Here is an 11,857-nt window from a genome sequence, read left to right as displayed (position 1 = left end):
CTGCGCTCGACTTGCATGTATTAGGCACGCCGCCAGCGTTCGTCCTGAGCCAGGATCAAACTCTCCATGAAGTGTTTGACTTGCTCGTTGTGTGACCGAAGTCACGATTGACGAAGCTTGCGCTTCATTCATTTTTGTATTCCGTAGAATACGATTTTTGCCTCATCGTTCAGTTTTCAAAGTCCAATATGTCATTTGACGACTTTTAAATCTTACAGTAAAGTAATATGTGATGTCAATTACTTTTTTGAAGTTTTTTTCGTCTGTGACGCTCGCGTTTGGCGTGTGCCTCAGCGACATGTATTAATATATCAACTCTTGTTTTTTTCGTCAACTGTTTTTCTAAAAAAACTTTAGAAAAAAGATAGACCCGCTTGAACCGGTAAAACACTACCCGTTCGCGGGTCTTTTTCGTTACGCCTGTTTTTGTGATTGTCCTTGAGAAGCCGGCTTTTCTTGCAAGCGATGCAGCATTAGAATCTGATACGCATTACAGATTAAAAGTGTCGCAAGCGCCGCCCATAACATCCGTTTATCTTGTGTTGCCTGCAAAGCAGGTACCCATTCGATCAACGTGATGACTGTCATGAGGAACAAGGTTGGAATGAACGCTGTAAAGTTCGTTTCCCGTGCTTTCGTCCGCGCGACTAAGAATGCAATTAAAAGCAAGACGACCATCTCACCAATATAAAGGCTCGTTTTATCAAAGCCGTATGCTAATCCGCGTAGATAGACACCATCAAATAGCGCAAATGCGATCAAGACGATCTGGACACGATTCCAAAGCTTTGCGCCTCGGAATAAATCGAGTCCGACGCGATGTAAGATCAAGTACGAGAAGAATCCCATCAAACTGATGGCTGTCCACGTACTACTGTAGGAGAGAGCCGTCACATATCCGCTAATCGATTGATTTCGGATATATCCAGGTTCTGCTACCAAGTTAAACACGAAGCCGGCGAGCGTTCCGATTAGGAGCGTCATCCAAAACAGCTTCAAAAATCCTTTAATCTTCATTCTTATCCCTCTACTTTTTCGATGACACGCGTGGCGAGTTCATTATAGTACGTCTCAAATGGATGATCATCGCGATAGATCGATGGGGCGAAGTCCGCATCATTCGCATATGGTTGTCCAAGTGGAATCTTAGCTAGAATATCGGTTTTTAACGCTTCTGACAACCTCTCTCCGCCACCACTGCCGAAGACATATTCTTTTTCACCTGTCACTTTGCTTTCAAAGTATGCCATGTTCTCGACGATACCGAGGAGACGGTGGTTCGTCTTGATCGCCATTGCTCCTGCTCGTGCTGCAACAAAAGCCGCTGTCGCGTGAGGTGTCGTGACGATGACTTCCTGACAACTTGGGAGCATCGAATGAATATCGAGCGCAACATCCCCTGTTCCCGGCGGAAGATCAAGCAACAAGTAATCGAGATCGCCCCATTCGACGTCCGCGAAGAAGTTGTTCAGCATCTTCCCGAGCATTGGTCCCCGCCAGATGACGGGTGCATTATCTTCAACGAAGAAGCCCATCGAGATGACTTTGACGCCAAAGCGTTCTGGTGGAACGATTCGGTCGTTAACGACAGTCGGACGTGTTTCGATTCCCATCATGTCTGGAACACTAAAGCCGTAGATATCGGCGTCGATCAACCCGACTTTCTTCCCTGCTCGTGCGAGGGCGACTGCTAAGTTAACGGAAACCGTCGATTTCCCGACGCCCCCTTTACCGGAAGCGATCGCGATGAACGTCGTACCCGATTCTGGTTTGAGGATCGACGGTGTCATCGCTGCTTGAATCCCATGATCACCAAGTGCCTCAAAACGGAGTCCAACCGTCTTGAATCCTTTTTCTTTTAGTTCCTTGACGATTTGCTGTTGGAGCACGAGTTGCTCCCCAGAACCAGATTGAGCTAAAGCGATTTTCAGACTGACATAATCACCTTTAATCCGGACGTCACGAATGCCGTTCGTATCTGCAAGCGGGCGGTCAATCGTCGGATCGACGAGCGTTCCGACTACCTCGCGAATTTCTTGTTCATTCAACATAGTGCCTTCCCCCTGAAAACGTTCGATTTAATCCTTATTAGTATAACAAAAATAAGAGAGCGCTTGCACATTTCGACACCGGAAAGGATGACTTTTCCATGTCCAGTGTCGGTTTTCATCATTTCACTCGATCATTCGCTCGTTTTAGAACATTCGGTTCCATGTACTAGGACCCACGACACCATCGACATCAAGTCCTTGACGTGTTTGATAGGCGCGCACCTTCTGAGCCGTCTCTGCATCAAAGCGCCGAGTCACGGTTGCTTTGACTGCACGCTGAATTCGTTCGATATCCCGCGGATTCATATTGGCTGCACCTTGATACAACGGACGACCTGGATACGGAACGATCGCACGAGAGTGATTCGGCGTTTCTTCAGACACTCCTAGTAATTCAAAGTGTGGATAATCCTTAAAGCTCGTCCAGTCCCCACCCCAAGAAAAGCCACGTCGTTTCATCGCAGCAACAATCTTTTGAAAGCTTTGGTCGTTTCGAAACAGCGCTTGTGTACCGTCTTTGGAATATTGAAAGAGGTCGACGGCAATTCCGCGATTATGATTGGATTGTCCCCCACGTGCATTCGTTACAATTGGTCCCGGTAGTGTCCGTCCCTGTGCGTACAACCGATTCTGTTCTGCAATGGATCGGTACCCTTGTGCGACGCCTACATAAATCCCTTGCGCATGCATCTCCCGAATGACCTCTTGCGTCCGTTTGGCGACTTCTCGCGAAAGTCCCGAAGCATTCAACTTCCGATTCGCTCGCTCGAGTAACCAGCTGATCGATAATGCCATCTATGCTCACTCCCTTTGTCTCCTGTTCCCGAAAACAAAATCCGCTATACTTATGGAATGCAGAATGATTTTAACTCATATCAAAAGGAGCATCCTATGAAAAAACGCATCATTTGGACACTTGGCGTCACCTGTCTCTTACATCTTAGCTTCGTCCTGTATCTGACGCTGCAACCGACTGTCGCTACCGAGACGAAGTTACCGGACAATGCAACCGTCTTAAGTGAAGAAACCGCTTTTACAGGACGTGTCGGTCAAGCGACGGCACATACACCTACCCAATTCATACAATCTCTCTTTGTTTGGAGCATCCCGCTGACGATCGTCATCCTCTACGTTCTTCTGACGATATTGCACCGATTACGCTCCACTCCGTCGACTTGACTTGAATCGCTGTTCTGACACTTCGTCAGGAGAGCGGTTTTTTAGTGCATAAAAAAACCTCCCACCACAAGGGTGAGAGGGATTCGAAAAGAATTAACGTTTCGAGAATTGTGGTGCACGACGAGCTGCTTTAAGACCGTATTTTTTACGCTCTTTCATACGAGCATCACGAGTCAAGAAGCCTTTCGCTTTGAGTGCGCCGCGGAATTCTGGATCCGCTTGAAGAAGAGCACGTGAGATACCGTGACGGATAGCGCCTGCTTGACCAGTGAAGCCGCCGCCTTTGACCGTTACGATTACATCGTACTTGCCTTCTGTTTCTGTGATTACGAGTGGTTCTTTTGCAGTCATGATCAATGTCTCATAACCGAAGTATTCGCTGATATCGCGACCGTTAACTGTGACTTTACCGTCTCCAGCAACGAGGAAAACGCGCGCTGCCGCGTGTTTCCGGCGACCAGTGCCGTAGTAACGTACATCTGCCATCGTGTAGTTCCTCCTAAATTCGTATTAACCGCGAAGTTCGTAAACTTCTGGTTGTTGTGCTTCGTGCTTGTGTGCAGCTCCAGCGTAGACGTGGAGTTTGTTGAACATTTGACGACCGAGGCTACCTTTTGGAAGCATCCCTTTGATCGCGAGTTCAAGCATGCGCTCAGGTTTGTTAGCAAGCATATCGCGTGCAACAGTCTGCTTTAAGCCGCCTGGATGACCAGAGTGACGGTAGTAGACTTTTTTGTCGAGTTTGTTACCAGTTAAAACGATTTTCTCAACGTTGATGAGGATAACGTTATCCCCACAGTCAACGTGTGGTGTGAACGTAGGCTTGTGCTTACCACGGAGAAGTGATGAAACTTCGCTCGCAAGGCGACCGAGTGTTTTACCTTCAGCGTCGATAAGGAGCCATTTGCGTTCTACATCAGTAGCTTTCGCCATGAAAGTTGTGCGCATGTAAAATACCTCCTAAGGAATTAAAAGTTCTGTTTTTGATTTTTCATTTATTCACTAGGTGAATCTATCATAATCTTAGGTGTACGGGGCTAAGATTGTGGTTTCATAATAAATGAAATGCCAATAAACATTGTATGTTTTTTAATAGCCAATGTCAATTGCCTTTTTTCACTCCGGATAGAAAACTTCCCATAGATAGAGTCCATGGGGAGGCGCTGTCACGCCTGCGACGTTCCGGTCCTTTGCCAGTAACATTTTTTTAATGTCCTCTGGTGCAAAACGACCGCGTCCGACGTCAAGTAACGTCCCGACCATGATCCGGATTTGATTATAGAGAAACCCACTGCCCTGGAACCGAAAGACGAGTTCGTCACCGACTGTCATCAACTCTGCCTCGTAAATCGTCCGGACCCGGTTATCCGTTTCCGTCTTCGCGACACAGAACGAACTGAAATCGTGCGTGCCGACGAGATGTGCCATCCCTTGACGGATGCGCTCGAGATCGAGCGGATACGGAATATGAACCGATAGATTCCGACGAAACGCATTTTCTTCGCGGCGGACGAAATAGCGGTATTCCTTCCCCACGACATCGTAACGCGCTTCAAAGGTCGGTTCGACCTCCTCGCAGCTCCGGACACGAATATCCGCTGGTAAGAGCGTATTCAGTGCCTTGACGACGTTCTCCGGTGGAATCGCTAGTTCCGTATCAAAATGAATGACTTGCCCGTAGGCATGCACCCTCGCATCCGTCCGTCCCGACCCGATGATCTTGACGGGATGTTTGTGCATCCGCGCAAGCGTCGTTTCAATTACTTCTTGAATCGTCAATCCGTTTGGTTGCACCTGATATCCGGCGTAGCCGGTTCCGTCATACTGAATCGTACATTTTAAACGACGCATTAACCGATCCCTCGCAATCCTACTAAACTGATCGTTAGGAGGACGAGTAGGATCATCAGACCTGTATCCCGCATCGTCCACTTGGACTCCCGTAAGCGTGTCCGTCCCTCTCCTCCACGGTATCCCCGCGCTTCCATTGCTGTCGCAAGATCCTCTGCCCGCTTAAAGGCGGAGATGAACAACGGAATCAATAACGGAATGATCGCCCGTAAACGTTCCTTGATCGGTCCTGCCGATAAATCAACACCACGTGCTTGCTGTGCCTTCATGATTTTCTCCGTCTCCTCCGCTAAGGTTGGTAAGAACCGAAGTGAGATCGATAACATTAAGGCGATCTCATGCGTTGGAACACGGACGACCTTGAACGGCTTTAATAACAACTCAATCGCATCTGTCAATTCGATCGGTGAGGTCGTCAGCGTGACGAGTGTCGTGATCGAGACAAGATAGAAGAAACGTAATGAGACGATGATCGCGAGTCGCAGTCCTTCTTCGTAGATCCGAAGCCAGCCGAACTCAAAGAGGACAGACCCTTCGCGCGTGAAGAACAGCTGGATGACGAACGTAAAGACGATCAGGAAAAGAATCGGTCGCAGTCCTTTTAGAACATACCGAAGTGGTAACCGACTACTCATGAGTGCTAAGAACGTAAAGACAAGTAAAAAGATGTTCGTTGCTGCATTGTTTGCGAGAAAGACGAGCGGAATGAAGCAGAAAGCAAAGATGATCTTCGCAAGTGCCGACGACCGATGCAAGTACGACTGACCGGGAATATGTTGTCCGACGATCATTCGCTCACCCCTTTCGTCATCAACCACTCGATCAATTCGGTCTCCGTCCGGATCTCCGGTCGTTGCAATCCACGCCGATCAGCGACTTGCCAAGCAAGCGATAGGACGTGCGGGAGATCGAGGTGGAATTGCTCGAGCAATGTCCCTTCTTTAAACAGATCAAGCGGTAGCCCGTCAAACGCCACCTGGGCATCTTCCATGACGATCACACGCTCAGCATACTCAAGCACCTGATCCATGTCGTGCGTGATCAGGAGCAACGTCATACCGGTTTCAGCATGGAGCCGGGCAAACAGACTCAGCATATGCTTGCGCCCTTGCGGATCGAGTCCTGCCGTCGGCTCATCGACGATCAACACGTCTGGTTGACTAGCGAGTACGCCGGCAATTGCAACACGCCTCATTTGCCCACCAGACAGGTCAAACGGCGAACGACTCCAAAAAACTTCATCGAGTCCGACAGTCCGTAATGCCTCTTTCGCTAATTGCTCAGCCATCGCGGCATCATGACCGAAGTTCATCGGACCGAACATGACATCCTTTAAGACCGTCTCTTCGAACAATTGATATTCCGGATATTGAAAAACAAGCCCGACGCGACGTCTTAATGGCTTGAGGTCCTGTTTTTTCTTCGGTTCGACGATGATGTCATCGACTTGTACCTTCCCCGCTGTCGGCTTGAGCAACCCATTGATGTGCTGCACGAGCGTCGATTTCCCGGATCCGGTATGCCCTACAAACGCAACAAGCGCCCCTGACGGAATCTCAAGATTCACATCACGTAGCGCGACTCGTTCGAACGGACTATTGAGTTGATACGTATAATTTAATTCCTGGATTAAGATTGGCATAAACGGTTCACCAATTCTCTTTCATCTAGTATCGTCTCCTCGAGTGAGAGACCTTGCGCCCGTAAACGTTCTTGTACCCGAACAACGAATGGAACATCGAGTCCGATGTCTTCTAAGAACGATGCATGACGAAAGACTTCCTGAGGGGATCCTTCTAATACGATTTTCCCGGCATCCATGACGATGACACGACTAGCCCGTAATACTTCGTCTAATTCGTGTGTAATCGCGATGACCGCCATTGGGTGAGTCGCATGGAGTTCCTGAACGGTCGACATGACCTCTTGTCGTGCTAATGGATCAAGCATCGATGTAGCTTCATCGAGCACGAGAACATCAGGGCGCATCGCAAGCGCCGAAGCGATTGCGACACGCTGCTTCTGTCCGCCGGATAGTTGATGGGGTTCCCGATCAACAAAATCCGTAAGGCCAACGCGCGCTAGACTGTCGTCGATACGACGAACCATTTCCTCGCGTGGCACACCCCAGTTTTCTAGAGCAAATGCCACGTCGTCGCGCACGGTCGTGCCAACGAATTGATTATCTGGATTTTGGAAGACGATGCCGATTGCTCGGCGCATCTCCCACAGTTGCTCCGGATTCGCACTTGAAAAGCGCTCAGCAACCGTAACGGTCCCTGTCTCCGGTAACAACAATCCATTAAACAATTTCGTCAGCGTTGATTTTCCAGAGCCGTTGTGACCAACGATGGCGACCCATTCACCTGAACGAATCGTCAGAGAGACCTCGTGTAGGGCTGCTTGCTCCTGTTCCGGATACCGATAGGTGACCTGTTCCAGTTCAATCAGCTTGTCCATGATCTCTCCTCCTTCATCAAATCAATACTTTCATTTTGTAGCAAAAGGGCAGAAGCGGGATACGCACTGCCCTTTTATGGCGAATCATTTAATGAGGATTAAACGAGTTCGATGATGACCATTTCTGCGCCGTCACCACGACGTGGTCCCATTTTCATGATGCGTGTGTAACCACCTTGACGCTCAGCAAAACGTGGAGCCACATCAGCGAATAATTTTTGGATCGCGTCTTGTGCTTTGCCCTCTGCGTTTTGACCAGCAGCTTCACGGCGAACGAACGATGCAACTTGACGACGAGCGTGGAGATCACCGCGTTTACCTAAAGTGATGAGTTTCTCTACGACTGGACGAAGTTCCTTCGCTTTTTGTTCTGTAGTTTGGATACGCTCATTGATGATGAGATCAGTCGCAAGGTCACGCAAAAGTGCCTTACGTTGTGAGCTTGTACGGCCTAATTTCGAGTATGCCATGGATGGATTCCCTCCTTCGTGCAATTAATAGTATTAGTCTTCTTTGCGCAAGCCTAGTCCGAGTTCGTCGAGTTTCGCTTGAACTTCCTCGAGTGATTTACGTCCGAGGTTACGGACTTTCATCATCTCGTCTTCGCTCTTGTTCGCGAGTTCTTGAACCGTGTTGATACCAGCGCGTTTCAAACAGTTGTACGAACGAACTGAGAGATCGAGTTCTTCGATCGTCATTTCGAGTACTTTTTCTTTTTGATCTTCTTCCTTTTCGACCATGATTTCAGCATGGAGCGCTTCGTCCGTAAGACCAACAAAGATGTTTAAGTGTTCTGTCATGATTTTCGCACCGAGTGACACTGCTTCTTCAGGGCGGATTGAACCGTCCGTCCAAACATCAAGCGTCAACTTATCGAAGCTCGCATCTTGACCGACACGTGTTTTTTCAACTTGATAATTTACACGTTGAATTGGCGTGTAAATCGAGTCGATTGGGATTACACCGATTGGCATATCGTCCCGTTTGTTATCTTCAGCCTGAACATATCCACGACCACGGCGTGCTGTTAGACGCATATGAAGTGATGCACCTTCTGCAAGCGTTGCAATGTGAAGTTCTGGGTTGAGGATTTCGACGTCGCTGTCATGCGTAATGTTCGCAGCAGTGACAACACCAGCGCCTTGAATATCGATCTCAAGCGTTTTCTCTTCTTCCGAGTACACTTTGAGGGCGAGTTTCTTAAGGTTCAAGATGATTTGGGTAACGTCTTCTACAACGCCATCAATCGTCGAGAACTCATGAAGAACGCCATCGATTTGGACTGCAGTGACTGCAGCACCCGGAAGTGAAGACAATAGGATACGACGCAATGAGTTACCAAGCGTTGTACCGAATCCACGCTCAAGCGGCTCAACTACGAATTTACCAAACGTAGCGTTCTCGCTTAACTCGATCGTTTCAATCTTCGGTTTTTCGATTTCGATCATCTGAACCCCTCCTTGAATATCGTCATGTTGGCCATCGCGTTCAATCGCCAACCGCCTTGTGTACGTTTCTACTGCCTTGCTTGGTCAAACGATCAACAAAAGTCTACTCGAATCCCCGCTCTGCAGTACAAGACGGGTTACACGCGACGACGTTTTGGAGGGCGGCAACCGTTGTGTGGTACTGGAGTAACGTCACGGATTGCAGTGACTTCGAGACCGATTGCTTGAAGAGCACGGATAGCTGCTTCACGACCTGCACCAGGACCTTTAACGTTAACTTCTACAGTACGCATACCGTTATCCATTGCTGTTTTAGCAGCTGTTTCAGATGCCATTTGTGCAGCGAAAGGAGTCGATTTACGTGAGCCTTTGAAGCCCATGTTACCTGCAGTTGCCCAAGAGATTGCATTCCCTTGCATATCAGTGATCGTAACGATCGTGTTGTTGAATGTTGAACGGATATGCACGATACCAGATTCAATATTCTTTTTGACTTTACGTTTACTACGAACGTTCTGTTTGCGTTTTGCCATCTTAGTTTACCCTCCCTTACTTCTTCTTGTTCGCTACTGTACGGCGTGGGCCTTTACGAGTACGCGAGTTGTTTTTAGTGTTTTGACCACGAACTGGAAGACCACGACGGTGACGAACACCACGGTAGCAACCGATTTCGATCAAACGTTTGATGTTGAGTGAGATTTCACGACGAAGGTCACCCTCAACTTTGATTTTGTCTAAACCATCACGAAGTTGGTTCAATTGTTCCTCAGTCAAGTCGCGAGTACGAGTATCTTCAGAGATACCAGTTTCTTTCAAGACTTTTTGAGCAGTCGTTTTACCAACACCATAGATGTAAGTGAGTGAGATGACGATGCGTTTCTCACGTGGAATATCTACACCAGCAATACGTGCCATGTGTGCACCTCCTTGTTTAATTACCCTTGTTTTTGTTTATGCTTAGGGTTTTCGCAAATAACCATTACTTTGCCTTTACGGCGGATAACTTTACATTTTTCACAGATCGGTTTAACCGAAGGTCTTACTTTCATTGTGAATACCTCCTCCTGAAAAAATCGGAGTTTTTATTTGAAACGGTATGTGATCCGTCCGCGAGTCAAGTCGTATGGTGACAACTCAACCGTTACTTTATCTCCTGGCAAGATCCGAATGAAGTGCATCCGAATTTTTCCTGAGACGTGCGCGAGGACCGTGTGGCCGTTTTCTAACTCCACCTTAAACATCGCGTTTGGAAGCGGCTCGATAACCGTACCTTCCACTTCGATTACATCTTGTTTCGCCATCAATTATACCCCTTTCTCTATAAAGTTGATTGGGAGCCCAGACGATTTGTAGCGCTAGGGGCTTTCTACAAGAGCCATTGAGAGATCATCGGTCACAAACACGAGTGGATACTGGCTTATAGAAAGGTGACACCAATAACGCGCACAGCTCACTCTGCATCGACCGTTAAGATCTCGTAGCCGTCGTCTGTGATGGCGATGGTGTGCTCAAAGTGGGCGCACATGCTACCGTCCACCGTCACTACCGTCCAATTGTCGGATAGTGTGCGAACATAGCGTTTCCCGACGTTGACCATTGGCTCAATTGCCAGTGTCATGCCGGTTTTCAGGCGCGGCCCTTTCCCCGGTGGTCCATAATGTGGAATTTGCGGATCTTCATGCAAATTTTGTCCCACGCCGTGGCCCACATATTCGCGGACTACAGAAAAATTCGCTGCTTCAACATGTGACTGAATCGCATGCGAAATATCTGTCAGGTGCACGCCAGCTTTGGCGCGCTCCAATCCTTTATACAGAGATTCTTCAGTTACGTCAAGTAACCGCTTCGTCTCTTCAGAGATTGTACCTACCGGATATGTCCAGGCTGAATCTCCGTGATACCCATTGTACTCTGCTCCGATGTCAATCGAGATGATGTCACCGTCCTGAAGTACACGATCTCCCGGAATACCATGGACAAGCTCTTCGTTCACGGAAGCACAGATGCTACCCGTGAAACCATTATACCCTTTAAACGATGGTGTTGCCCCTTGACATCGAATATAGCGTTCAGCGATCGCGTCGAGTTGCCCCGTCGTGATACCTGGGCGAATGTGAGCTTGAAGCTCCTTATGCGTCCGGGCGACGATTTGTCCTGCTTTACGCATGATGTCGATTTCACGCGGCGCTTTCGTGATGATCATTACTGATCACCAAGGAGTGCCTGAACATCGGAATATACATCGTTGATTGGACGATCACCGTCCAAATTACGAAGATACCCTTTTTCTGCGTAAAAGTCAATCAAAGGTTGCGCTTGAGCGACGTTGACTTCCAAGCGACGACGTACTGTCTCCTCTTGGTCATCTTCACGTTGTACAAGTGCTGATCCGTCGATATCACAGATCCCCTCCACTTTTGGTGGGTTATAGAGAACATGATACGTTGCTCCGCAAGTTGGGCAAATCCGGCGACCTGTCAAACGAGGGACAAGTTTCTCCGGGTCTACACCGATGTGGATGACGTGATCAATTTGTTTGCCCAGATCTTCAAGTAATGCTTCAAGAGCATCTGCTTGTTTCGCTGTGCGTGGGAAACCGTCAAGGAGAAAACCATTTGCACAGTCTTCTTTGGCGAGACGCTCACGTACGATGCCGATTGTGACTTCGTCCGGAACGAGTTCCCCTTTATCCATGTATGATTTCGCTTCTTGTCCGAGTGGCGTTGAATCTTTGATCGCCGCGCGGAACATGTCGCCTGTCGAGATATGGGGGATCGCATAGTCTTCGATGATTTTCGCAGCCTGCGTTCCTTTACCAGCACCCGGCAAACCCATCAATACTAGATTCATGTCGGTAGCCTCCACTTC

At 48.4% G+C, this 11,857-nt stretch carries 18 protein-coding genes and 1 rRNA gene; 1 reads left to right on the top strand and 18 read right to left on the bottom strand.

Annotated features, from left to right (window positions below):
• The 4 genes from KNQ15_RS12740 to KNQ15_RS12725 form a co-directional block, all read right to left on the bottom strand.
• Nucleotides 1–71: ribosomal RNA gene (locus KNQ15_RS12740) — 16S ribosomal RNA — on the bottom strand; the annotation flags it as partial.
• 343 nt (nt 72–414) lie between these two features.
• Complete coding sequence (locus KNQ15_RS12735; RefSeq protein WP_023466658.1) at nt 415–1,017, bottom strand: KinB-signaling pathway activation protein; 603 nt, start codon at nt 1,015–1,017, stop codon at nt 415–417.
• A 2-nt stretch (nt 1,018–1,019) separates the two neighbouring features.
• On the bottom strand, nt 1,020–2,051 hold the full coding sequence (locus KNQ15_RS12730) for an Mrp/NBP35 family ATP-binding protein (RefSeq protein ID WP_214729709.1): 1,032 nt from the start codon (nt 2,049–2,051) through the stop codon (nt 1,020–1,022).
• Nucleotides 2,052–2,195: 144 nt separating this feature from the next.
• On the bottom strand, nt 2,196–2,846 hold the full coding sequence (locus KNQ15_RS12725) for a M15 family metallopeptidase (RefSeq protein WP_047390619.1): 651 nt from the start codon (nt 2,844–2,846) through the stop codon (nt 2,196–2,198).
• 96 nt (nt 2,847–2,942) lie between these two features.
• Between KNQ15_RS12725 and KNQ15_RS12720 the strand changes: the two genes are divergently transcribed.
• Entirely contained in the window at nt 2,943–3,230 is a 288-nt protein-coding gene (locus tag KNQ15_RS12720; RefSeq protein ID WP_047390616.1) for a hypothetical protein, read from the top strand.
• Nucleotides 3,231–3,323: 93 nt separating this feature from the next.
• Here KNQ15_RS12720 and rpsI read toward each other — a convergent pair whose 3' ends face one another.
• The 14 genes from rpsI to KNQ15_RS12650 form a co-directional block, all read right to left on the bottom strand.
• A complete protein-coding gene (rpsI, locus tag KNQ15_RS12715) occupies nt 3,324–3,716 on the bottom strand; it encodes a 30S ribosomal protein S9 (protein ID WP_023466655.1) in 393 nt (130 codons plus the stop codon).
• Between the two features lie 24 nt (nt 3,717–3,740).
• Nucleotides 3,741–4,178: a 50S ribosomal protein L13 gene (gene rplM, locus KNQ15_RS12710; RefSeq protein WP_023466654.1), complete on the bottom strand. Its 438-nt coding sequence runs from the start codon at nt 4,176–4,178 to the stop codon at nt 3,741–3,743.
• A 168-nt stretch (nt 4,179–4,346) separates the two neighbouring features.
• On the bottom strand, nt 4,347–5,081 hold the full coding sequence (gene truA / locus KNQ15_RS12705) for a tRNA pseudouridine(38-40) synthase TruA (RefSeq protein ID WP_035399345.1): 735 nt from the start codon (nt 5,079–5,081) through the stop codon (nt 4,347–4,349).
• On the bottom strand, nt 5,081–5,872 hold the full coding sequence (locus KNQ15_RS12700; RefSeq protein ID WP_064300980.1) for an energy-coupling factor transporter transmembrane component T family protein: 792 nt from the start codon (nt 5,870–5,872) through the stop codon (nt 5,081–5,083). The genes truA and KNQ15_RS12700 overlap by 1 nt, the downstream gene beginning before the upstream one ends.
• On the bottom strand, nt 5,869–6,723 hold the full coding sequence (locus KNQ15_RS12695; protein WP_214729708.1) for an energy-coupling factor transporter ATPase: 855 nt from the start codon (nt 6,721–6,723) through the stop codon (nt 5,869–5,871). Before KNQ15_RS12695 ends, KNQ15_RS12700 begins: the two co-directional genes overlap by 4 nt.
• The gene (locus KNQ15_RS12690; protein ID WP_029343095.1) at nt 6,711–7,541 is read right to left on the bottom strand and encodes an energy-coupling factor ABC transporter ATP-binding protein; all 831 of its coding nucleotides are present in this window, start codon (nt 7,539–7,541) and stop codon (nt 6,711–6,713) included. The genes KNQ15_RS12695 and KNQ15_RS12690 overlap by 13 nt, the downstream gene beginning before the upstream one ends.
• A gap of 98 nt (nt 7,542–7,639) precedes the next feature.
• Complete coding sequence (gene rplQ, locus KNQ15_RS12685; protein WP_023466649.1) at nt 7,640–8,011, bottom strand: 50S ribosomal protein L17; 372 nt, start codon at nt 8,009–8,011, stop codon at nt 7,640–7,642.
• Nucleotides 8,012–8,044: 33 nt separating this feature from the next.
• A complete protein-coding gene (locus KNQ15_RS12680) occupies nt 8,045–8,989 on the bottom strand; it encodes a DNA-directed RNA polymerase subunit alpha (protein WP_023466648.1) in 945 nt (314 codons plus the stop codon).
• 137 nt (nt 8,990–9,126) lie between these two features.
• Entirely contained in the window at nt 9,127–9,522 is a 396-nt protein-coding gene (gene rpsK / locus KNQ15_RS12675) for a 30S ribosomal protein S11 (protein ID WP_023466647.1), read from the bottom strand.
• 16 nt (nt 9,523–9,538) lie between these two features.
• On the bottom strand, nt 9,539–9,904 hold the full coding sequence (gene rpsM, locus KNQ15_RS12670; protein WP_023466646.1) for a 30S ribosomal protein S13: 366 nt from the start codon (nt 9,902–9,904) through the stop codon (nt 9,539–9,541).
• Between the two features lie 20 nt (nt 9,905–9,924).
• Complete coding sequence (rpmJ, locus tag KNQ15_RS12665) at nt 9,925–10,038, bottom strand: 50S ribosomal protein L36 (RefSeq protein WP_003156543.1); 114 nt, start codon at nt 10,036–10,038, stop codon at nt 9,925–9,927.
• A 33-nt stretch (nt 10,039–10,071) separates the two neighbouring features.
• Complete coding sequence (infA, locus tag KNQ15_RS12660) at nt 10,072–10,290, bottom strand: translation initiation factor IF-1 (RefSeq protein ID WP_012369032.1); 219 nt, start codon at nt 10,288–10,290, stop codon at nt 10,072–10,074.
• A 149-nt stretch (nt 10,291–10,439) separates the two neighbouring features.
• The gene (gene map, locus KNQ15_RS12655) at nt 10,440–11,192 is read right to left on the bottom strand and encodes a type I methionyl aminopeptidase (protein ID WP_214729707.1); all 753 of its coding nucleotides are present in this window, start codon (nt 11,190–11,192) and stop codon (nt 10,440–10,442) included.
• A complete protein-coding gene (locus KNQ15_RS12650; RefSeq protein WP_214729706.1) occupies nt 11,192–11,839 on the bottom strand; it encodes an adenylate kinase in 648 nt (215 codons plus the stop codon). Before KNQ15_RS12650 ends, map begins: the two co-directional genes overlap by 1 nt.
• Nucleotides 11,840–11,857 lie beyond the last annotated feature (18 nt).

The sequence above is a fragment of the Exiguobacterium sp. s168 genome (assembly GCF_018619035.1).
Taxonomy (GTDB): domain Bacteria; phylum Bacillota; class Bacilli; order Exiguobacteriales; family Exiguobacteriaceae; genus Exiguobacterium_A; species Exiguobacterium_A acetylicum.
Note: the sequence above shows the minus strand (reverse complement) of the source record. Positions and strands in the feature narration are given on the sequence as shown.